The organism is Bacillus sp. FSL K6-3431, from assembly GCF_038002605.1.
Lineage (GTDB): Bacteria > Bacillota > Bacilli > Bacillales > Bacillaceae_C > Lederbergia.
In genome coordinates this window covers 4,298,279-4,320,817 of sequence record NZ_JBBOCT010000001.1, presented here as the reverse complement: position 1 = coordinate 4,320,817, position 22,539 = coordinate 4,298,279, and the positions used below count along the sequence as shown (strand labels likewise).

General features: G+C 36.9%; 19 protein-coding genes. 2 read left to right on the top strand and 17 right to left on the bottom strand.

Going from position 1 to position 22,539, the window contains the following annotated elements; translation table 11 throughout:
• Positions 1–118: 118 nt before the first annotated feature.
• The 14 genes from MHB53_RS20790 to MHB53_RS20725 all read right to left on the bottom strand — a co-directional run bounded on the left by MHB53_RS20790 (position 119) and on the right by MHB53_RS20725 (position 18,048).
• A complete protein-coding gene (locus MHB53_RS20790) occupies positions 119–1,033 on the bottom strand; it encodes a diacylglycerol kinase (RefSeq protein ID WP_340922008.1) in 915 nt (304 codons plus the stop codon).
• Positions 1,034–1,621: 588 nt separating this feature from the next.
• A complete protein-coding gene (locus MHB53_RS20785; protein ID WP_340922005.1) occupies positions 1,622–3,259 on the bottom strand; it encodes an ankyrin repeat domain-containing protein in 1,638 nt (545 codons plus the stop codon).
• Positions 3,260–3,433: 174 nt separating this feature from the next.
• On the bottom strand, positions 3,434–4,258 hold the full coding sequence (locus tag MHB53_RS20780; protein ID WP_340922004.1) for a carbohydrate ABC transporter permease: 825 nt from the start codon (positions 4,256–4,258) through the stop codon (positions 3,434–3,436).
• Positions 4,255–5,202: a carbohydrate ABC transporter permease gene (locus MHB53_RS20775; RefSeq protein WP_340922001.1), complete on the bottom strand. Its 948-nt coding sequence runs from the start codon at positions 5,200–5,202 to the stop codon at positions 4,255–4,257. The genes MHB53_RS20780 and MHB53_RS20775 overlap by 4 nt, the downstream gene beginning before the upstream one ends.
• Positions 5,203–5,302: 100 nt before the next feature.
• Positions 5,303–6,583 carry an ABC transporter substrate-binding protein gene (locus MHB53_RS20770; RefSeq protein ID WP_340921999.1) on the bottom strand — a complete coding sequence of 427 codons (1,281 nt, stop codon included), beginning with the start codon at positions 6,581–6,583 and terminating at the stop codon, positions 5,303–5,305.
• Between the two features lie 1,727 nt (positions 6,584–8,310).
• Positions 8,311–9,393 (bottom strand): response regulator, encoded by a 1,083-nt coding sequence (locus MHB53_RS20765; protein ID WP_340921997.1) that lies wholly within the window; start codon positions 9,391–9,393, stop codon positions 8,311–8,313.
• Positions 9,390–11,180: a sensor histidine kinase gene (locus MHB53_RS20760; protein ID WP_340921995.1), complete on the bottom strand. Its 1,791-nt coding sequence runs from the start codon at positions 11,178–11,180 to the stop codon at positions 9,390–9,392. The genes MHB53_RS20765 and MHB53_RS20760 overlap by 4 nt, the downstream gene beginning before the upstream one ends.
• A 228-nt stretch (positions 11,181–11,408) precedes the next feature.
• Complete coding sequence (locus MHB53_RS20755; protein ID WP_340921993.1) at positions 11,409–12,338, bottom strand: hypothetical protein; 930 nt, start codon at positions 12,336–12,338, stop codon at positions 11,409–11,411.
• A complete protein-coding gene (locus MHB53_RS20750) occupies positions 12,335–13,426 on the bottom strand; it encodes a hypothetical protein (RefSeq protein WP_340921991.1) in 1,092 nt (363 codons plus the stop codon). The genes MHB53_RS20755 and MHB53_RS20750 overlap by 4 nt, the downstream gene beginning before the upstream one ends.
• On the bottom strand, positions 13,423–13,890 hold the full coding sequence (locus MHB53_RS20745; RefSeq protein WP_340921990.1) for an anti-sigma factor family protein: 468 nt from the start codon (positions 13,888–13,890) through the stop codon (positions 13,423–13,425). Before MHB53_RS20745 ends, MHB53_RS20750 begins: the two co-directional genes overlap by 4 nt.
• Positions 13,887–14,426 (bottom strand): RNA polymerase sigma factor, encoded by a 540-nt coding sequence (locus MHB53_RS20740; protein WP_340921988.1) that lies wholly within the window; start codon positions 14,424–14,426, stop codon positions 13,887–13,889. The genes MHB53_RS20745 and MHB53_RS20740 overlap by 4 nt, the downstream gene beginning before the upstream one ends.
• 389 nt (positions 14,427–14,815) lie before the next feature.
• On the bottom strand, positions 14,816–15,685 hold the full coding sequence (locus MHB53_RS20735) for a D-alanyl-D-alanine carboxypeptidase family protein (protein ID WP_340921985.1): 870 nt from the start codon (positions 15,683–15,685) through the stop codon (positions 14,816–14,818).
• A gap of 991 nt (positions 15,686–16,676) precedes the next feature.
• A complete protein-coding gene (locus MHB53_RS20730) occupies positions 16,677–17,114 on the bottom strand; it encodes a hypothetical protein (RefSeq protein WP_340921983.1) in 438 nt (145 codons plus the stop codon).
• A 58-nt stretch (positions 17,115–17,172) separates the two neighbouring features.
• Complete coding sequence (locus tag MHB53_RS20725; RefSeq protein ID WP_340921980.1) at positions 17,173–18,048, bottom strand: ROK family protein; 876 nt, start codon at positions 18,046–18,048, stop codon at positions 17,173–17,175.
• A gap of 537 nt (positions 18,049–18,585) precedes the next feature.
• Here MHB53_RS20725 and MHB53_RS20720 point away from each other — a divergent pair.
• Positions 18,586–19,275: an ABC transporter ATP-binding protein gene (locus tag MHB53_RS20720; protein ID WP_340921978.1), complete on the top strand. Its 690-nt coding sequence runs from the start codon at positions 18,586–18,588 to the stop codon at positions 19,273–19,275.
• On the top strand, positions 19,272–20,615 hold the full coding sequence (locus MHB53_RS20715; RefSeq protein WP_340921976.1) for an ABC transporter permease: 1,344 nt from the start codon (positions 19,272–19,274) through the stop codon (positions 20,613–20,615). The genes MHB53_RS20720 and MHB53_RS20715 overlap by 4 nt, the downstream gene beginning before the upstream one ends.
• Positions 20,616–20,844: 229 nt before the next feature.
• On the opposite strand, the gene MHB53_RS20710 is transcribed toward MHB53_RS20715, so the two are convergent.
• Genes MHB53_RS20710 through MHB53_RS20700 form a run of 3 tightly spaced genes read right to left on the bottom strand, consistent with a single transcriptional unit; the run spans position 20,845 to position 22,500 of the window.
• A complete protein-coding gene (locus tag MHB53_RS20710) occupies positions 20,845–21,645 on the bottom strand; it encodes an arylamine N-acetyltransferase (protein WP_340921974.1) in 801 nt (266 codons plus the stop codon).
• 42 nt (positions 21,646–21,687) lie between these two features.
• Complete coding sequence (locus MHB53_RS20705; protein ID WP_340921972.1) at positions 21,688–22,236, bottom strand: thioredoxin family protein; 549 nt, start codon at positions 22,234–22,236, stop codon at positions 21,688–21,690.
• Between the two features lie 48 nt (positions 22,237–22,284).
• Positions 22,285–22,500 carry a hypothetical protein gene (locus tag MHB53_RS20700; protein ID WP_340921970.1) on the bottom strand — a complete coding sequence of 72 codons (216 nt, stop codon included), beginning with the start codon at positions 22,498–22,500 and terminating at the stop codon, positions 22,285–22,287.
• Positions 22,501–22,539 lie beyond the last annotated feature (39 nt).

Below are 22,539 nucleotides of genomic sequence, written 5' to 3'. Positions count from 1 at the left end.
AATTCATATTACATTTGAAATTTCAAACAAAAAACCTCTCTCGAAATGAACTTTTCGAAAAGAGGGTCTCTTTAAAACCTAAATAGCTGAGTCACTTCAGCTGATTTTTTATCCATTTTTATTCCACTTTATCTTCTTGTCTAATTTTATCGATTGGTACAAATACATTAATATGTCTGTAAAGATTAGAAAACTCCGCTGGTAAAAGACCACCATATTCTCCATCGATGTTCAGCTGCATTTTTTCTTTAGATTTCACTTTGATATGATTTGCTTTTACGTAAATCAAATTTGGATCATTTATATGTTCGCCGCGAAGAGCCAAGGAAGCGATACGGATGAATTCAGCGATATTGGTTTTTTTCAAAATCATTAAAGTAAATAATCCGTCGTTTATAGAGGAGTCAGGCGCTAATTTTTCAAAACCGCCAATTGAGTTTGTCAGGCCAATCAAAAACAACATAATTTCGCCTTCATACAATTTTCCATCGTATTCAATGCTCACTTCCGCTGGATGGATAGAAGGCAACATTTCAATCCCTTTTAAATAGTATGCTAATTGACCAAGCACTGTTTTTAATCTGCTAGGTACTTCATACGTAAGTTCAGTTAGTCTGCCACCACCGGCAATATTAATAAAGTAGCTATCATTCATTCGGCCAATATCGACAGGAATCGTGTCGCCCTTAATAATGACATCTACCGCTTCATCAATACCACGTGGAATATGTAATGCTCTGGCAAAATCATTCGTTGTTCCGGTTGGAATAATTCCGAGTTTGGGTCGATTCTCCTGTTCAGCTAGTCCATTGACGACTTCATTAATCGTACCATCGCCGCCCGCTGCGATAACGATATCATATTTTCTTTCTATCGCGATCTTAGCAGCTTTTATCGCATCACCTTCAGCTGTCGTCGCGTGGCATGAAGTTTCATAGCCAGCCGATTCTAGCTTCTGTAACACATCTGCAAGATTCCGTTTGAACAACTCCCGACCCGAAGTCGGATTATAAATAATGCGTGCTCTTTTCATGCTTATCACCTGTCCATTTAAACAGTAATATCTTACGTTTGTCCATTCGTCTTATTATACATCTTTAAAACTGCAAAATCCAATTCGACAAAAAACGAATAAAGTGAAACTTCAATCAGTGGGGGTTTTCTATCATCCCCCACTGATTGTTAAGGAACTCAGGCTAAGGTCGCCGCGTCCTGCGGCAACGCCTGAGTGACCAACATCCTGTTGGCCTGAACCAATCGGGCCTTTACGGGCTGTTGATCCCCCACTTACTCTTCATTGCTTAAACTTGAATCCTTGAAGTGGGGGTTTTACTGCCCGTTAATCTGCGATAAAAACAATCTAAATGCAAAAGCGATACCTACAGATTAAAAAATCAATAAGCATATTAGAAAAAACATAGCTTCAGCATGAAAACTCATGTGTTTTTTTCGATTAATATTCTTGTATTTGTCCTACGAGTAACAGGACCACTAAACTTCAAATATCCAAAGATAGAATCAACCCTGAACCATGGGTGGGGGAACTAGTCGCAGTTTTTTCCATATATTACTTTTCCAGTAGCAATCGTGTGATGCCACGGACAAGGTCTGTATAGGAACTTTATGTCAAATCATTCAAAGCTGAAAAATCTATATCTTCTAGCATATCGACAATGTCTAAATATCCTTTCCGCTTAGCCCAAGAAAGTGGTTGTGCCCATGACTCATCTAATGGAAGGTGAGGATTCGCGCCAATGTTTAGTAAAAACTGGACCATCTCGATATGCCCATATTTCGCAGCCCACCCGAGAGGTGTTGAATTGTACTCCTCATCAAGGACATTAACGTCCGCACCAAAGTCAATAAGTAATTGAGCAAACTCTATAGTGCCAAGCCATGCTGCCTTATGGAGGTAGGTAACACCTAACCAGTTTGCGTTATTTGAGTCTGCGCCAGATTCCAGAAGAAACTTTACCATTTCAGGTCCTTGATCCAAGGCATATCCAATGTAATTATTCGTGTACCAAGGCGCATTTAAATCAGCACCGCTTCGAATAAGCATTTTGACGATATCCATATGTCCATAACCTGCAGCCATACATAGTGGCCCATAGTCACCACCAGCGTTAACCAACGCAGGGTTAGCTTTGATGATTTCTCCCACCAAATCGATTCTACCTAAACAACAGGCAGAATCGAGATTCATTGATGCGCCGTATGTATAAAGCAAATTCACCAACGAGGTGTGACCATTACTCATAGCTATAAATAACGGGTTGCTTCCTGCCTCCACTATTGAATTTGGATCCGCTCCATGCTCCAGCAGCAATTTGGCGCACTCCTCATAATTGCCAGCAGCTGCATTCCAAAGTGCACTTCCACGCGATGCATCTCTTTCTTCAGCGTTCGGATCAGCATCCCAATTAAGCAGAAGCTTGACCGTTTCAGTATGTCCATTTCTGGCCGCGTAGCCTAAGGGGCGTCTACACACCGAATTTTTCATGTTAGATAATGTCGGATCGCTTTGCAACAAGGATTCGACATGATCAGAGTCGCCAACAGCTGCAGCGATCCAAATATCGTATTCAGCGCCCCGAGCTATCAAGTACCCTGCCAAGAACCATTCGTTACGTAGCGCTTGTTTGCTTAAATCCCGATTAGACCGAAACCAATAGTCACCATGTATTGAGAGATGTACAGGTGTTGCCCCATCCGCTCTTTTCGCTTGAATGTTCGCCCCGCGCTGGAGCAAGTCGTCTATCAGCCATATTTGTCGGGTGAGGACTGCCCAGTGCAAAGGACTATTACCATGTTCGTCACCGGCATGAACAGATTCGGGACATTCATCCAATTCGTGCAGTATTATCTCTTTCTGACCTTTTTTTATTAAATTTGCAAGTTTGCTACCACCGGGTGTGACTTGAAAACTTTTGGCAAGATGTTGTTCTAAAATGTCTACTATTTCTTTGTATCCCCGATCCTTAGCCTTTGTAATAAGGTCATCGGACCATCCGATAGGATTCTTGGTTATATCTGCTTCATGCTCCAATAATAGTTTGATAGAGTCGATATGCCCCGACCTTACAGCGAAGTGGATAGGTGTAAAATATCCCCAATTGGCGTTAGCGAGTCCCGGATCATTATGAAGAAGTTCTTTTAAAGCTATATTGTCTCCAAGGAGAGCATGGACAATCATATTTCTCCTATTTTTTTCAATAGTTGATAGATCAAAGCCATTGAAGATTCCTTTCGGTTCCATCTTCGTTCCTCCTTTAATATATCTACTTCTAAACGTTTGGCATATATACATTGTATTATACAACACCATATAACGATTCTTTCATAGTCTCATCTTCCTACAGGGAATAGAATATTCAGTTTTTTCACAACAAACAAGCGGGCTACGTTCTTTGAACATAGCCCAAATTATTATTTATTTAATAGCACCTTCCGAAATCCCGGACAATATATGTTTTTGGAAAAAGGCATAGAAAACAATAACAGGAAGTGCTGTTAATACTAAGCCAGCCAATATTTTTGGCCAATCGCTGTTATATTGCCCAATTAACATATTGATTGAAAGCATCAATGTATAATTATTAACATCTGTTAGCATAATCAAAGGCAATAAGAAATCATTCCAAAGCCATAAAACATTTAAAATCAAAATAGTTGCTGTAATTGGTTTTAGCAAAGGAAAGATGATTCTGGTGAAAATTTGCAAGTCACTACAACCATCTATTTTTGCTGCTTCTTCAAGCTCCAGAGGAATTGATTTTACAAACCCATGATAAAGGAAGACTGCCATATTTACGCCAAGTCCGATATATATTAAACCTAGGCCAGGTAAGGAGCCTTGTATGCCAATACCTTTTGCCATTTGACTAAGTGTAATCATGATGGAATGAAATGGAACTAACATGGAAGCAATAAAAAGCATGAAGATTATATTACTTAATTTACCACGTGTTCTAGCAAGTTTATATCCAGCTAAAGAACCACAAATTACAATGCCCCCAAGTCCAATTACCGTTACAATCAATGTGTTAAAACCACTTCCTAACAGATTTAACTCACTAAACACACCAATATAATTATCAAAATTTAATGAAGTCGGTAGCGTTAAAACCGAACTAAAAATTTCGCTTTGTGTTTTAAAGGAGTTAATGATCGCCATATAGATTGGAAAGAATGAAATGGCAGCACAAACCGTTAAAATAACATTTACTGATATGGATGCTACACGGTTCTGTTTCATGCTTCTACCTCCTTACCTTTCGTTACTCTAACTTGGATAAGAGTTATGATAAGAACGACCATAAACAAAATCATCGCTTTTGAATTGGCATATCCAAAGCGAAAGTTATTCGAGAACGCTTCTTCATAAATATTTAAAGCAATTACTTGTGTAGAAGTTCCTGGACCACCTTGCGTTAAAGCGTAAACAACATCGAATACTTTAAACGCTCCATTTAATGTTAAAAAGGAACAAATTGTGATAGCGTGCATAATCATTGGGAGAATTACATGTCTTAGTCTTTGGAAGACATTTGCTCCATCAATCATCGCAGCTTCTTTTAAATGCTTTGGCACTCCCTGTAAGGCAGCCATATAAATAACCATCATGTATCCAATCCCTTGCCATAGTGAAACAATCAAAATCGAATAGAATGAAACTCTAGCATCACCAATCCAAGGTTGATCAAGTACTGTAAGTAAAGCCTTTTGAGAAAGCTCTGGTAGTACATTTGTAAAAATAAATGAAAACATTAATGCACTTATTATTAAACTGAGCATATTAGGCATAAAGAAAATAGTTCTAAAAAAGCCTTTTGATCTAGTTTTTGATTCAATTAGTAAAGCTAGCGTAAGTGCAACTACGTTTTGGATAATAAACACAAACACTGTATACCTTAAAGTAAATAAAAATGAATGTCTAAAAGCTATATCTTCTTTAAATGCTTCTATATAATTGCTGAATCCGACGAATGCATAATTCGGATTCAAGCCATTCCAATCCGTAAAACTATACACACCTGCACCGATAGTGGGGATAAATAAAAACAAAAGATAAAATAGAAATGCGGGTGATACGAATAATAGTAAACTTAGGTACTTCTTTTTAAAACTACTTTTTTTAGGAATTGCTAAATCAATAGAGGTCCTGTTGCGTGTTTCTATTACTGGCTCTTTCACAGACATAGGATTCATTCCTTTCCAGTCTTCATTCCAGAGTATAGAAAGATAGCATCGTCGCTATCTTCCTTTACTCACTCTAACTCGTGCTTCTAATCAATTCTGGTTATTTTTTATTTATTTTTAAGTATTGCTCCCATGCGCGATCGAGTCCTTTGATTACGGCTTCTTGTGTGGCATCGCCTGCGAAGTAGCTTTGGAATAGTTTTTCCGATTCAGATTTTACTGCAGATGGAATGGTAGGATCTTGATATACTTTTCCATCTGCAACATAAGCGCTCGAATCCTCTAACCAAGGATATGGCTCAAAAGTATGCAAATCAGAGATAGGGTTAAATGCCAAGCTTTCATAAAATGCGCTTGAATCCTTTTCATCCATTACATAATTAATAAAATCTTTCGCTACATCTTTTACTTTACTTTCTTTTGAAACAGCAAGAGATGTGGAACTACCTAAATTTATTAATGTTGAATTGGGATCATCATTAATAGGGAGTGCTGCAACTCCAAAGTTAAAGTTTTCATTCGCAGCCATAATAGATTCAGCCATCCATGCACCTTGTACCCACATAGCCGCTTTGCCATTGGCAAAGTCAGATGCACCTTGGTCTTGTCCAATTTCAAACGCTCTATCAGTTCCGTGGCTATCAACAAGATCTATAATAGGGAACATATCTTTCAAATCAGCAAAACTCCCGTTACCTTCATTCATGCTGTCAATAAACCCCTTATTTGTTGTTATATCCGCTGCTCCGACGGTTATCGGCAAGAATAATTGCGGTATATAAGCATCTTTATATGCGCGTATAAACGGTGTTACATCATTTTCTTCCAGTGTCTTAATTACTTCTTCCATTTCACTAATCGTTGATGGGGCTTCGAGATCATATTCAGCAAATAAATCTTTATTGTACAAGAAACCCCATTGTACTGTTTCTAAAGGCACAGCAAGCACACGATCATCAATTGTTACTCCTGGAGTGATTGTATCGTATAATTTTTCTATAAATGGCTCGCCTGATAAATCTTCCAAATATCCAGCTTTGTCATATACTGGGAGATCGTTCCCTGCATGAAGGCTGAATATGTCTGGGCTATCTCCAGAAGCCAACCGAGTTTTTAATAATTGATCCGCCTGATTGACATTTGGCATCTCAAGCTTAATATTTATATCTCTACCCTTTTCTTCTTTTTGTTTTTCAACAAATTGATCCAGATAAGTTTCATACTGTTTCTTAAAGCGGGGCTGTGAGATAAACACTTTTAAATCAACTTTCTCCAGTTTTTCACCACTTGAATTTGTTGCTGAACCTCCTTTTGAACCACAGGCTGCTAGCAAACCTCCAAATAAAATTAGAGTAAGCATAGTAATAAATATTCTTTTCATATTAACTCCCCCTTATATATATCTATTATATTGCTTTTCGTCACTTTGGAAAATTGAAAATGTTATCGCTTACACTTGTACTTTATTAATATCCACAAAATAAAACTCCCTCCTATGAGCTTAATTGACTCTTGGCATTCACCAAGCCGGATTGTTCAAGACTTTCTTGTTTTTATAAGTAGAATTACCCATTCTGTATGGAATGTGATAAATACTCTACATACAACGTGTCTTCCTACCACCGTTGATTTCCGTTCCAGGCGGACGCGTTCCGGGGGGCGTGCGGTGAGCCGCCTCAGTCGCTTCGCGCCTTGCGGGGTCTCACCTGTCACGCTGATCCCCCAGGAGTCGCCGCCTTCCACTCCAGTCAACTGAGACATTCTTTTGGTCATGGTAGGGAAACTGTTCATACCTTCTGCTTCTCTTAGCTAAACCAGCCCTTAGTATCACAGAATGGGTGGATGAATTACACCGGGTGGCTTTGAACCTAGAGATGTTCCGGTGGGACTTTTTCTACGACTTCTTTCACCGTCTCTAGGGAAGGGAAGACGCTAATTTAAAGCCCTATATCAAACCAAAGCGCAAAAAAATAAAAAGAAGAAACCTAAAAAGGAAGAAAAATTATTCCTCTCAAGTCCGGGAATTGTAAGAAAGTTAATCGATCGTTTTTTCCGGTATGACTCCAATTAAAAGGAGCTGCCAGGGGACCAATTGTTTGAATTGTTCCAAGTGAATTTTTTGAAAACTTCGGCCAAATTAGGCTTCCTCGGAGATTTGGACCCAATAGGTGTTGCCAGAGACGGCACACCTATGAAACGACTAGATAACCCAGAAGCAAGCGAACTTGTGATTGCAATGCCCATGGACTAACGAAATGTAACCACTCGCGCAAGTATTCTTAGCCTGATATCGAATCAGGGTGGGACAGCTCACGGGAAAAGTACTTCAACGGATACCATCTTTTACATGATATCCGCCAGCACAGTTGATACGATTTACCGTTGTATCCAAGACTTCTTCAACCTGCTTCCTAGCATGATTCTGTCAGCCTAGTTGCCAGCGCTATTGAATTTTCGCAACGTACTACCTTGGGCAAAATCGGCAAAATTTTTTTGATGCTGCACACGATGCTGAACCCATTTATGAATTGCTGTATCACTACCAGATCGAGCCTTTCATCGATTTAAATGTCCGAACCAAGAAAAACTTCAGCCCGAAAATTGATATACAAATCTCTCCCGAAGGGATCCCGATATTGACGCTGTGTATGCTCATCAAAAAGATGAACTATCGTTTCTTAACGTTCATATTTTCTCTTTAATGGCTTAATCTTTTTTAAAGGCTCTATTCTAAAGGTTTGTTGCTTTTAAAACAAAATATGTTGAAGGTTGATTAGAGCGAAAGTGCGAGACTCCTGCGGGATCAGCGGGACAGGTGAGACCCCACAGGCGTTTACGCCGAGGAGGCTCACCGCCCGCCCCGCGGAAAGCGAGCAACTGTAGCGGAAATCAACCACACACTACTTGGTAAAGCAACAATGTTTGCAAAAACAGCCTTTTTAAAAAATAAATATGTGACGCTTCTTTCGCATGTCTTTTTTTGAAAATACCTAAAAAAGAGGATACAGAATATTCAATAAAGCCTAATTCCCAGTAGGTTTTTGGAAATTTGGCAGATTTACATCTCGAAAATCAGAGAGTTTAGCTTACAAGGAGGGTACAATATATTCAGGTTTTCCTCATTTCTCCCGGTGATATACGAAAGTACTTCTTAAATACCCGGTAGAAGTAAGGGGGGTCCTCATATCCCACTTTTTCAGCTATCGTTTTATACTGCATCGTTGTATTCATTACAAGTTGTTTTGCTTTTTCCATTCTTAAAGAAATGATATATTCGGTAATATTGTAACCATACTTCTTTTTAAATACAGTAGTTAAATACTCTTTACTAATAAAGAAGGTTTTTGCTACTACATCTAAAGATATGTCCGGAATGTCATAGTTCTGATCTACATAATCTTTAATTTCTTCCAAATTAAGCTTCTTCTTCAAGCTTCTATTTCTCTCGATAGTAGTGATAATAGCATGTCCAATTTCCATTTGCTTTTCAATGACTTGCTCAAATCTAGCAGATCGATTTATATAGAACTTTAATAAGTCTATTTTCAAATCTTCTAGGCGAAGCTGATGATCACGCATAACCTCTTCAATCGTCATTAAAAACTTTTGTTGCAAATGTATAATGAACGATTCATCCGTCTTTAAGGATTTGTTTGTTTCATTTGAAAATTGTTGCATATGTGCCAAAAATAAGGATGCATTTAATTCTTTAAAATCAAAGAAAACATTCTTGAGATGCGTCTGAATAACCTCTGATATTTCCGGCCTATTAATCGATATCATCTCGTAATTTATATGTTGATGTTCTAATCCTTTTTTCATTTCCATGGACTTTTCTATCGCCTGAAATAATTCCCTTTCATCAACAGGTTTTAGTAAGTATTCGATCACCTTCGACTTGATTGCTTGCTTTGTATAAACAAAATCATGATATCCACTTAAAACGATTACCGGTAGATGGGGATAGTTTTTTTCCATTATTTCAAGTAATTCTTTTCCATCTATACCTGGCATCTTCATATCCGTAATAACAACTTCAGGCTGTACAATTTTCATTAATTCCAACGCTTCTATTCCATTTTTAGCTTCCATAACATCCATATGCTTAATAGGCGATGATGCTTGTGTAACCAAAGTTTTTATTGTATCCCGAACCCAATTTTCGTCATCAACAATTAATAATTTTGTCATACGCCTACTCCTTTCCTTTGATAAGGAAGTCTCATAATGACTTTTGTATATTTATTCTTCTCACTATATAAGTCAATTCCAAATTCTTCTCCAAAATAAAGCTTAATTCTATTGTTCACATTATTCATTCCAATTCTTTCACCTTGAACAAATTGTCCAGAACTAAGGTTTCTTTGAATGCGTGTTAAATCTTCCTCTGACATACCAATACCATTATCTTCAATCGTAATTTCGATTTCATCGAATACTTTTTGAATGTCTATATTTATCATGCAGTCATCCACTTTGGAATCAAAACCATGAATAAAGCAATTTTCAATTAGTGGTTGAATCGTCAACAATGGAATCAATCCGTCATTCACTTCATCATCTACAAATAGATAAATAGACATTCTATCTTGAAAGCGTAATTGTTGAATGTGCAAATAATTTTTCAAATGGTTTACTTCCTCATATAAATAAACGAGTCCATGTTGTTTTTTTGTGATATAGCGAAACATATGGCTAAGCGTTTGTGTAACATCATTAATTTCTTTTACATCCTTTTTAATTGCCATCCCCCCAATAACTTGAAGGGTATTATATAAAAAGTGAGGATTAATCTGCGCCTGTAACGCTAAAAATTGTGCATCCTTCTTTTCTATTTCACGCTTGTAGTCCTTTTCAATTAAGTTGCGAATTCTGCCGATCATTTCTTTATATTTCCTTCTTAAAATACTAATTTCATCCGATCCATTTGTTTTTATTTGAACATCAAAATTGTTTTCACCTACTATTTCCATTGCTTTTGATAACTCTATTACAGGCTTGGTTACTTTATTCGACACATACAAAGATAATATTACAGTTAAAAAAATTGAAATTATTAGAATAATGATTCCTGACTTTTGAATATACGATGCACCAATATTCATAATTTCCTGCGGTACTATTTTTAATATAATAATATTTTCATTAAGCCTCTTTTGAAAGAAATAAATATCCTGTTCCTGGGTAACAAAAGTTTTTTCTAATGAATCTTTTTTAATATTTTCTACAGCTAATTTTCTTACCGACTCGTCTAGATAAGCTTGATCGGGATTATAAAGGATATCACCAAAAGTACTGAGTAATAAAACATGCTCTCCTTCATTGCTTTGAAGATTTTTTATAATTGGATCGAACAGGGAAAAATTAATATTCATTTTTAGTTTTCCAATTAGTTTCCGATCTTCAAATCTAAAAATATTTCTTTCAAAGAAAAAGCTGTCCGATTTATCGTCAATACCAAACACGACATCTTTACTGTTATTATATTGTGATAAATGTGAATACGGTTCAATAAAGAATTCATTATCGATAATACGATAATTATTATCCGTCTCGTAAGAGGTCAATGATATTGCTCGAATGCTATCCCTGCTATTATACATATTAAAGAGTTTATCCTTAATATAATTTTGCGTATTAAACGGATTGGTATTGTTAATATCATCAGCTTTCATTAAACTAGGAATCAAAAACTCATCTACTAATGAGGAAAATAACAGTTGGTCATATTCTTGTAGCTGATATTCGATATAATCGCTTGAAAGATCTACTAATGATATGTTTGATTTGACCTCTGAGGACCCTACCGTACCTCTAGCAATATTAATCGATAGGATTAAAAAGATAATAAGTGGAACCATCATTACAATGAGTAAAGTAATGACTAATTTCCGCTGTATACTTTCCATAATATGAGTGTTTATATAATGCTTCAACAATACCAAGAGGTGCTTGAATCTATTTCTATACGTAATCATATACATCTCCCTTTCCTCGGTAATATTCCTCATAGATTGTTAATTGCACCAATCGTGCTTTTACCGGAAATTTTCAACATAAAAAAAGGATAGTCAAATGAATGACTATCCTTCTATTTTACACTACCTCTGAAAGAGTAGTTATACTACCGGATTCATGATCTAATGATTGCATTTATGCATGCCTATTGTAGTGAGTTGACAACTATTACCACCTAAAGTGAGATTTTAATTTATTTGCACGGTGTAGCTATTTTTCACTTTAATTGTGTTTGTTCCGGAGCCGTATGTGAGTGTTCCCGTTATTGGACCGCTTTCTTCATATTCTACATTGTCCTTATCGTTCACAGCATTTGACTTTTTCTTCTTCACATCTTGCCATTCTGCCTCACCTGCTTCTTGCAATTCAATTGCTTGGACCTTCAGATTTGCATTTTCAGGAATATCCATGTTCACATGACCTATATCGGCAATTGACCAATCACCTTTCAGTTCACGCGGTTTAAGATTTAAGTCATTATGCTCACCAACTACTTCGAGCTCCACATTGGAAGGGATAAGTATGGTAGCCTCTATTTCGCCGCCATAATTCATAAATCTACTCGTGGGTACTCTTTTCATTTTAATATATAATGTATCACCTTGTTTTTCAATCAAGGCATAATCAGCAATATTTTTTATCGAAGTACTGTCTTTTTTTATATCACCTCTATATGTTCCAAACATTACCGCTTCTTTTCCCTTTGAACCTTCAATATTTAAAACGTATGGACCAGTTTCAATATGCACCCTTTGGATATCGTCTGTTAAAATTTCTTCAAACTTCGGCAAATCCAATGTACGTTCTTCTGCATTCACAAATTGCTTGGATACTTCTAACAATCCTGTAGCATTTAGCATCGCCATGGCAAGACCAAACGTTCCGATAATGCTTATAAAAATAATACTGATAAAATCATATTTTATAAGTTGCTTTTCGCTTTTTGCAAATCCCAAATATAGTAGAACTTCCACTCCGAGAATAATAAAAAGTAATGGCCACCAAGAAATCATTGCTATCGCTGGATCCCATTTAAAAAACTGAGCTAATAGCAGAAATATACCAAGGAGCACAAGTGCTGCTCCCATGGAAAATGAACCTACCCGCCATGTCCTCATTCAACTTCACCTTCTTCATCTATCTTTTTTGATTTTCTACCTGTCATTAATTTAATTCCACCACCAATTAAAAGAAGGCATAAGATGGTTGTTTGGAAATAATGATAAAACCAGTATTGGATATCAACATTAAGTATTCTTTCAATAAATGGACTTGCAACTGGTAAAATGATATTCGTTCCCAGGTAATACACCCCAAGCGCAATCAGCCCAATACCTAGCCATCTTTGGTGATTAATTAAATACGATACAATCGGCTCATCTTCAACCGTACCACCGTCCGCCTTTGATGCTTTTTGCAGTCCATCGAAAAAGCTGTAAAACCAGATGATTGGTACGAGAAATAAGAAGATTCCAAGTCGCAATACATCGAGAATATAGATCGAAAACAGAAATGCAGCCATTAACTGAATGCCTCGCTTTTGCAATCCGAGATAGAGATGACCTGCACCAGGTACGATCGAGAGCAATGTTGCAATGGCTTTACTTTTGCGCCCATCAACATCTCTGCTTTCAAAGTCTTCAAAAATAGAACGATCTACTAGCTGCTCACCTTGTTGCTTTTTATCTAGCTGTTTCATCACATCGAAAAATCCATATATCCAGACGATCGGTAGCGATGCAAGAAATACAAGAATTTCACTACGGCTTGTCATCATTGCGACAAATAGGATCATGATGCCAAGACCACTAAACACAGCTAGCAATGTCATCCCGCGGTAGACTAAACCAAGTTGGAAATGGCCCAGTCCAGGTATGAATGAGAGAACGATCGTGAAAAAGCGTTCCGATTCCGGATTTTTTTCAATGACAGCTTCGTCATTCGTACTCTTCGTTTGGTTATACAGCTTTGATGCAGTTACAGCTGTATCGATAAAGTTAACGATATACAGAAGCAGCGCGCCACCAATGGCGAAAAATAAAAATACTTCACTGTAAAAAAGTATATTAAAAATGGTTATCCCAAAAATTGGTATACCGAACACAACTGCTGTATAGAAAAGCCCACGTAATATTTTACCAAGATACATTAGCCCTCCGCCCGGAAAAAACGCGAGCAGAAAAGCTATAATAGGGTTTTTATTCATTTTTTATCGCCCTCCTTAAGATTTTCTTCTAGTTGGTCAGTTATAGAAACGGAGTTATTTAAAAAGTTACTAACGAAAGAATTTGGTTTTGAATCAGGTTTTTCAAATTCACTAGCAACATTCATAAGTTGTGAAAATATTCCCGTAGACATTAATACCAATGTCATTGCAGCGGCCAGCATATAATGAATCATCGTTTGCCTCCGGCTATTTTTCATTTTCTTATTTATGATCGGTTTTGGAATCTCCTTCATCGTTTCATTGAGCTGAAGCATGACTGAGTCAGTAAAGCTCGTCGTAGATGTCAGCACTGGCATTTGGCTTTCAGATGCCTCAACTGCTGTCAAATATAATTCTAAGCAGTGATCACAGCTGTACAGATGGTTTTCATATTGTGTACGGGTTGGTTCATCTAGTTCGTCTTGGACGTATTGAATCCATTGCTCGTATGTCATATGGTTCATAAAAATTCATCCTCCTTCCAGTGCTTCTTCATCCATTGCCTAGCTCTATATAATTTCACTTCTATTGATTTCGGTAAAACATTTTCTTCTTCCGCAAGTTCTTGAAACGACTTTTCTTGTATGTAAAAGCCGCTGACCACTCTACGGTAATTTTCTGGAAGCTCATCTATCCGCTCCCTTAATTCCTGTTGCTGTTCTTTTTTCAACACTTGCATTTCTACGCTTGCTGCTGGTTCTGCATGAAATTCCTCATACTCTACTTGCTGGTCTTCTTTTCTCCTTACCTTTTTGCGTTTTATATCAATTGCATGGTTGACCGCAATTCTTGTAACCCATGTTTTAAATCCTTGCTTCTCATATTGGGGGAGAGAAGAATAGATTTTCATGAACACTTCCTGTGCTGCGTCTTCCGCGTCTTTTTCATTGCGGAGCACTCCGTAAACGGAATAGAATACGACGTTACGATATTTTTCCACAAGTACTCGAAACGCGTGGTCATTGCCATTTTTAATTTTTTCGATGAGCGCTTCATCCAATGCTTCTCTCCCCCCTTTCCAAGCCTGACATCTATATAGACGTTAGATGACTATTTAAACACTACACTCTAATATAACATTTTTATTTTATAGATGATGTTCAAAAAGTCACCAAATGATAAACAGCGAATTTCTTCGTTGGCATAGGTACGTACTTCTACTAAAAGCGCCTACGTCCTGTGGGCAACTTAGAAGTCAGCACATCGTATGCAAGTCCGGTTCTCACGTATCCATAGGATGGATCTTCTGTTACGTTCGCTCACGTCCTGTGAGCAACAAAGAAGTCAGCACATCCTGTGCAAGTCCGATCCTCAAAACCTTCTCGCCTCGAACTTCTTCTTGTTTCTAATTTGGTACCTTTTTGAACGCGCACTTTTACGGGTAACTTTTTAAAAATTACCATTTCCAAAACCGTAATCTAACAGTGAGATAGAATCGCTCCACATTGTTTCCTTACCAGAATGCAGCACAACAGCTATTAACTCCTGACCGTTCTGTTCTGCAGATGAAACTAAACAATAGCCAGCTTGATCGGTAAATCCCGTTTTCAATCCGGTAGCAGCTTCATAAAAATATTCACTATCTGAATTCAAAAGCTTATTTCGATTCGCATATGTATGTGTTTGTGTAGAATAGCTTTGTTGATTCACGATGCTTTCGATAACATTGTTCTGCTTCGCCTCTTTGGCAATCATTGCTAAATCCCATGCTGTCGAATAGTGATTAGAGTCATGTAGTCCATGCGGGTTGATAAAATGTGACTCCGACGCACCGATATCACGCGCTTTATCATTCATCAAGCGCGCAAAATACTTCAGCGCTTCTTCTAGAGATAATTGTTTTCCATTATTTTTTTGTGCAGTGAAAATGGCCAGCGATCTTGCTGCATCATTTCCTGATTGTAAAAGCATCGCCGCTAATAATTCCTCCACAGATTGAACTTGTCCTTCAAATAAGCCTGCGCTTGCCTCTTCTTCGGTGTTTAAGAAGACTTCCCGGCCAATCGTCACTTTTTCATCTATAGAAGTATGTTCTAAGACTACTAAAGCAGTCAAAAGTTTCGTGGTGCTTGCTGGATATAATTTACTATGTTGGTTTTTAGAGTAAATGACTTTTCCCGTTTTTTCATCCATCAGCACCGCTGCATCTCCATTTATTTTTACTGGAGAAAAATCAAATGCCAATTTAATTTTCTCTTTATTTAACACTCCGAATATACCAATCAAAAGGATAAAAACAATTAACACTCTCTTTTTCATAGCTAAGCTCTCCCATCCCTAAACAGCATCTTCTTATAAGACGAAGAAAGCTCGCATATCACTACACTTATTATAATAAAAAAATATTTTTTATTAAGCTGTTGATTTTGTGCTCCTGGGAAACAACACTTAATAAAGAAGGGTTTCTAGTTAATCGTAGCGGACAAACACATATCCCTACATGGTTTTGCTGAACTAACTAATAAAAGTAAAACAATGGAATGGTTAACGATCTATGTGATTATGTCACTTGGTACTGAAAAGCTAAGTTTTTCAGATGACCAAATTTAGGAATTTATAAGAGCAATCTATCGGGAGTTGATTGGAAAGGCGTTGATGAAGCATAGAATAAGCCCACTGTGGCATATTTGAATTCAATAAATAAAAATAAGGGTCAAGTGCTAATAGTTGCTAGAATTACCCCATTTGCATTTGCCCAAAGAGCTTTTTAAGCAATTTTACTTCTTTTTTAATTTTATAAATTCAAAGTACATCATGGAAAAGACAATTGGAAACATTATTATAAAACCTATTATTATTCCAAACAAACTTTTTTTATAAGTTATTAATAGAGATACATAATAGAACGCTACACTCGCAATAATTAAATATAATAAATATCTTAAATATTTCATTTTGTTATATCAAATCATCCTCTTTTTCGATACCAATCTTTGGAGTTTATGAATTTATCTATAACTACACCAACATCAGCAAAGTCTAAAGCGAAACTGACAGCACCTCAATAACTGTTGCTATAGCAACTTTTCTTACTAATTTCCTTTTAGGTTTCTGAGCTGTAGCTACTCTTGGAGTGCAACCGTCAAAAATGATTGCTTATATCTGTCTTCTCCTTCGTTTTAAACGTTACGGAATCAGTGCTTTTGCATCTATTATAGTAGATATCATATTGCTCGTATTCATTAGAAACTTCCGTCACAATTTCCTGCAAATAAATCATCGGGCAAAATAAAAATAAACAGCTGCGGATTTAGTCCTTGCTGTTTTTTCTATTTAGTTTATTTTTCATCCGAATAAGTACAATTGCTCCGAAAGGGAGAATTACCAAACTTGCAATGACTACCCTTGGCATCTGCCTACTATTTCCTGCATATTTCTCCCCTCTAATTGCTTTTTTATACATCCCATCTGCTTCCTCCACAGCGATAGCGATATCCGTACTAACGCCTTTTATCTCATAATATATTGTTCCCTTTTTATATACATTAGAGAAAGTACCAGAATATGTGCCTTCCTTATCCGAATGGTTTGTAACCTTGCCAATCCTTTTCCCTACTTCTTCCACACTTTCATCACTGATGACATATACATAGCCATCCCATACAACAAATATATAAGCCCAGCTTGCAGAAGCTATACATGGAAGAAATAGCAGACAGATGAGAGTGCTGATAATTTTGCTCTTCATTATATACCCTCTCTATCTAAAGCTACTATTCTTCCAAACATGTCATCAAACTTTCCCGTTATAAATGAAGAGAAACTGCTCCTAATACTCCTGCTTTGTTACCAAGGGATGCCTTTAATACTTTCACATCAGAAAAACTTTTCATCATGTACTTATTTAATTTATCTGATACAAGACCCACAAGTTTCTCTTGCTCCATGACTCCACCGCCAACAATGATTGCTTCCGGATTAAAAATATGTACTAGCGAAGCAAGGCCCAACGCTACTTCACGGACCCAATCATCGAGAACAGCCTCTAAGTTCGCGTCTCCTTTCTCCAAACTTGCAAATATCTTTCTCCCATTGCTATATGTTTCGTTCAGCTCTAATGCTTTTTTTACTAGAGCTGTCGTAGAGGCATACACCTCATAGCAACCGCAACCTCCGCAGCCACAGTCTTTTCCAGATGGATGTGTGATGATATGGCCGAATTCTGCAGCAATACCTTTATGCCCCTTATACACTTGCGAATCGATGATAATAGCTCCACCTATACCTGTTCCATATGTTAAACAAAGAAAGTCCTTATATGCTTTAGCTGCACCAAAATGTTTTTCACCTAAAGCTGCAGCATTCACATCATTTTCCACCTTAACCGGTACAGCAAATGTCTCTTCCAAAATATCCTTTAACTTTGTTCCAGTATAATTTGGGATGTTTTCATTCGCATATATAATGGATCCTTCTTCACTATCTACTTGCCCCGCTGTACTGATGCCAATTGCTTCAAAGTCTTCAAATTCCTCGATGATTCGAATTAATTTCTCAACTAAATACTTTCCACCCTTTTTACTTTCAGAATCATATTCCTTAAATACATCAATATTTCCATTTTCATCAGCTATACAAAGCTTTATAGAGGTTCCACCAATATCTACTGCTAATATTTTCATTTTATTCTCCCTTTTCAATCCCTACGTAATATCAGATTATTGCCTTCATTCATTTGAATATAATTCCAGAAAAACACCTTATAGAGGATGTTCAAAAAGTCACCAAATGATAAACGGCGAATTTCTTCGTGGGTAATTAGGTACTTCTACTAAAAGCGCCCACGTCCTGTGGGCAACGTAGAAGTCAGCACATCCTGTGCAAGTCCGATCCTCAAAACCTTCTCGCCTCGAACTTCTTGTTTCTAATTTGGCACCTTTTTGAATACGCACTTATATTTATCCAATATCATTGGTTCTTTATCTATATTCCCTCATATTGGCATCGCTTTCACTCTGAATATATCATACATATTTTATTACGTACATTTTTTCTCGTTTTACCTTTTCTTATATATTTTTTTGTTATAAATTGTTTCATTGTTTACCGTTTTGAGTAATTCAAAAGCATCATTCTATTAAATATATTTTTATTTACTGTAGTGTTTCCTGTTCGCGCTTCGTCTAATAGCATAGAGAATAATAAAGGTGGGGGAAAAATTGATAGAAGTAAAACAAGTAAGTCATGCTTTTGAGATTGGTAAAAAGGGACAGAAAAATATCATACCGGTTCTAGAGGATATTTCGTTCAAGGTAGAAAAAGGTGAAATAGTCACGATCGTTGGACGTAGTGGTTCTGGAAAATCAACATTGCTCAATATTATTAGTGGGTTTATTAAGCCGAACCAAGGTGAAGTATGGATCGACGGAACGAAGGTAAGTGACTTTAACGAGTCAAAGTTTGCCGATTTTCGCTTACAACAACTCGGATTTATTTTTCAAAACTTCCAACTCATTCCGAGCATGAACGCTTTTCAAAATGTGGAATTACCGTTGGTTTTTAAGGGCATCGATGAACAAACACGTAAAAGTTTAGTCGATGAAACATTAAGCAAAGTTGGATTGTTAGAATACAAGGAACATTACCCAAGCGAACTTTCTGGTGGACAACAACAACGGGTCAGCATTGCACGTGCACTCGTTGTTAATCCGCCACTTATTTTAGCTGATGAGCCTACAGGGAGCCTTGACAGTGAAACAGAGACCGATTTACTTACATTTATTCAGGAATTGAATCGAGATCTTGGCATTACCTTCCTCATCATTACTCACGATGAAAAGGTAGCTAATATCGGTAATCATACAATTGAAATTGCAGATGGAAAAGTGCTGGAGGGTGTATTGCTATGACGTTTAAAGATCAATTCAGATTCGTTAGACAAAATATGAAAAAGAATAAAATGCGCCTATTTATGACCGTTTTAGCTACGGCAATTGGCTGTACATTTTTAATCGTTTTAGCTTCGGTTGGGTTTGGTCTTCATAAAACAATTATCCAAGAAACAATGGAAGATCAACTTGTAACGGAAATTTCCGTTCATGGAAAAACTGATGATAATGATGGATATAACAGTATTACTGATACAGACATTAAATACTTCGAATCACTTGAAAATGTAAAAGCAGTTACGCGCAGACAAGACGTGCTACAAACACCAATGTTTATTACGGATAACTATAGTAACTCGGTCCAAACACTTGTCGCTCATTTCCCTTCTGAAATTAAGGCTGGTTTAAAACTAGATAAAGGACGACTTCCTGAAAAAGACGATGAAATTCTAGTAGGATACCATTTTCAAGAACTTTTAGCAAAAGAAACCCCAGAAGGCATAGATCCGTACAATGAAGATGGGATTTTGAAGGATGAATTTGCTTATCAAGGTGAATTACTCGGAAAAACGCTAAATATGAAAGTCGTAAAACAAGAGAATGAAAAAGAAACTACCAAGGTTATTCCTGTGAAAGTAGTCGGTGTCACTGCAGCCCCTACAAGAGAATGGCTACAAGATAGCACTGTATTTATCTCCCAAGCAGTCATGAAAAACATTGAAAAATTTACGGGTAATATCGGTGGATATCCTGAGCCATTAGAAGATGAAAGTCCTTCCGATAGCGGAGCTGAAAGAGTCTATGATACAAAAGTATATGCTAATAATGTTCAAGCTGTAACAGATATTGTCGAGCAATTAAAAGATGATCAATATTTAACTTACTCGATCGTCAGTGAAATGAAACAAATTAATATGATTTTTTCAATTATGAAAATTGGTTTGATTTTCATTGGAACGATTGCACTACTCATTGCTTCCATCGGGATCTATAATACGATGACGATGGCAGTCACAGAACGTGCACCTGACATCGGGATCATGAAAGCGATTGGTGCAAACCCTAAAACAATTAAAAATATTTTCCTGCTGGAAAGTAGCTATATCGGCTTTCTTGGAGCATTAATTGGAACCATTGTAGCCTATGCAATTAGCTATATCGTTAACTTCGCATTGCCTCTTGTGTTAGAGAATGTATTTGATGAACCAATGCCTGAAGGAATTATGCTTTCCTATATTCCTTTGTCACTAACTGCGATCAGCGTGACTATTTGTCTAATCGTCACGATCTTCTCCGGATGGAGACCAGCAGAACGCGCAACACGTATTGATGTGTTAAAAGCGATGCGCAGAGAAGTGTAAGAAAAATGCACCTGTCTAAGTTCTAAGTAGACGGGTGCATTTTCATCTATTCCACCTCGACGGAATTCGTCAGATTTTATTGAGCTCGCTCGATAAACTACCTTTGAAAATTTGTGACATCCGCCGAAGGCTTTCACTTCATTCAGCCGAAGTTTGAATTCCCACTCAATTGGGTAATCCAGCATTCATCGCGCCACTTATAGAAGCGGGGGACTTCTGCTGAATGAAGTTAAAATAACTTGATGTCTCTTTCACTTAGAAACTGGAGTGATTCAGATAATGAATCTATTTCGATTTGATATACCTCTTGTATTAGTTTCGCCCATTTGTCAAAATTACTCATTTTAATTTCACTGATATTGCGAAAAGTCATTACTTTCATGGATTCATTACGCAAATAAAAACATTGGTGACCATTAAAGCGTACTGCGGTAATCCTTCTCATCGTAATATTATCGTCACTATCTAAATAGGAAGAACGAATATCTTCTTTAATATCCGATTCTACAAGTGGTTTCCAATCGATTTGTTTTTTCACAAAAGACTTACCATTTGATTTGCGATCGATTTCATATTTATCTGCACTTAGTTTTGTGAAAGTGATTTCTTCACCGAATCCATGCATAATATGTCGCGGTTTTGCCTCCAATTCTACTGGTTTCATAATAGGAGACCCATAGCCTACATCTACATAATACTTTTTCCCGGTAATCTGGACCATTATCGCAATATGACCTGGCTCCACTCTTACAAGTGAACACTCAAATCCCAATTCAGACAGCAAGCGAGCAAAGTTCAAATTTAATGTAAAACATGTCCCACCCCAACCTTTGTCTATCAAATTTTGTACAAAGAGTGGCAATGGTGGAATATAGTCAGGTGCTAGACTAAAATAATGAAATTTACTAAATGATTCATAAGGAACCAATGATAATTGATGCTGGATGAGGCGCTGTAAATAATTCAGAGTCGGTTGTTCCATCTTCAGCCGCAAATGTTTTAAATATGTTTCTACAACTTGTTCCAACACCCAACACCTCCTTGTTATAATTAATATTCTATCGTAGTATAATTAAAGCTGCCTTTTAATGCTTTGATACACTTCTTCTCTTACCGCTTTATCTTCCGTATATTTCTTAATCATAGATTCTATCATTTCTTTTTGTTTCTCTGGAAAGCTTTCATCATCTTTAGGGGGCATTTTTGCACGCTGTTGATCAACAAAATGTTGTACAGTCTCTGCTCTAGGTCCCCAAACTGTTTTTTCATTACCGGATTGATCGATAAAGATAAATATAGGAATTGCTCTAGCAGTACCATTCGTCAAATATTGATCCATCAGTTCCAGGTTTTGATCGCGAAGTAGCATTCTAACTTCCATCCCACTTTTCTCCGCTAATTTTAGCAATATCGGAATGTTTAACATGGCATCAGCGCACCAGTCTTCCGTTAACACAATAACACGAAGCTGTTCCTCTTTAAGCTTTTCAAAGAACGCTTCATCCCCTGTTGGCACCTCGAACTGATATAAAATCGATTGAAGATTATCTTTATGTTTTTCCATTGCATTTATATATTCTTCAGCAGACATTGCTTTATTAAACCAAGTATTCAGGCTCATATACTTACCCCTTTTCTATATTTCTCTATATTATACACTACACCACACTCAAGCGTATAAGCTGTTGCTTTCTTCCTCTATTAATCCATATTGATAACTATTAATATTTTTTGCTTTTACTAGCATATAATGTTTTTTACAAAAGTAACCGAGCAATTTATCTGTTTTCCAATCATGTACAGGCAAAACACTGTCAACTTCTTTTCCTGCCTTGCTCAAACAATAAGCACATGTTGTTTTTAATTGAAATATGTGTCGTTCCACTGCTTATCATCCTTTTCCTATCTATTAGAAGCCCAGAAT

Bases quoted from the DNA above. Each gene is read 5' to 3' on its own strand.
- MHB53_RS20755 (WP_340921993.1), bottom strand. From the start codon at position 12,338: ATGAGGACATGGCGGGTAGGTTCATTTTCCATGGGAGCAGCACTTGTG.
- MHB53_RS20735 (WP_340921985.1), bottom strand. From the start codon at position 15,685: ATGAAAAAGAGAGTGTTAATTGTTTTTATCCTTTTGATTGGTATATTC.
- MHB53_RS20760 (WP_340921995.1), bottom strand. From the start codon at position 11,180: ATGATTACGTATAGAAATAGATTCAAGCACCTCTTGGTATTGTTGAAG.
- MHB53_RS20745 (WP_340921990.1), bottom strand. From the start codon at position 13,890: ATGAACCATATGACATACGAGCAATGGATTCAATACGTCCAAGACGAA.
- MHB53_RS20715 (WP_340921976.1), top strand. From the start codon at position 19,272: ATGACGTTTAAAGATCAATTCAGATTCGTTAGACAAAATATGAAAAAG.
- MHB53_RS20750 (WP_340921991.1), bottom strand. From the start codon at position 13,426: ATGAATAAAAACCCTATTATAGCTTTTCTGCTCGCGTTTTTTCCGGGC.
- MHB53_RS20780 (WP_340922004.1), bottom strand. From the start codon at position 4,258: ATGAAACAGAACCGTGTAGCATCCATATCAGTAAATGTTATTTTAACG.
- MHB53_RS20790 (WP_340922008.1), bottom strand. From the start codon at position 1,033: ATGAAAAGAGCACGCATTATTTATAATCCGACTTCGGGTCGGGAGTTG.
- MHB53_RS20775 (WP_340922001.1), bottom strand. From the start codon at position 5,202: ATGTCTGTGAAAGAGCCAGTAATAGAAACACGCAACAGGACCTCTATT.
- MHB53_RS20785 (WP_340922005.1), bottom strand. From the start codon at position 3,259: ATGGAACCGAAAGGAATCTTCAATGGCTTTGATCTATCAACTATTGAA.
- MHB53_RS20770 (WP_340921999.1), bottom strand. From the start codon at position 6,583: ATGAAAAGAATATTTATTACTATGCTTACTCTAATTTTATTTGGAGGT.
- MHB53_RS20730 (WP_340921983.1), bottom strand. From the start codon at position 17,114: ATGAAGAGCAAAATTATCAGCACTCTCATCTGTCTGCTATTTCTTCCA.
- MHB53_RS20705 (WP_340921972.1), bottom strand. From the start codon at position 22,236: ATGAGCCTGAATACTTGGTTTAATAAAGCAATGTCTGCTGAAGAATAT.
- MHB53_RS20725 (WP_340921980.1), bottom strand. From the start codon at position 18,048: ATGAAAATATTAGCAGTAGATATTGGTGGAACCTCTATAAAGCTTTGT.
- MHB53_RS20765 (WP_340921997.1), bottom strand. From the start codon at position 9,393: ATGACAAAATTATTAATTGTTGATGACGAAAATTGGGTTCGGGATACA.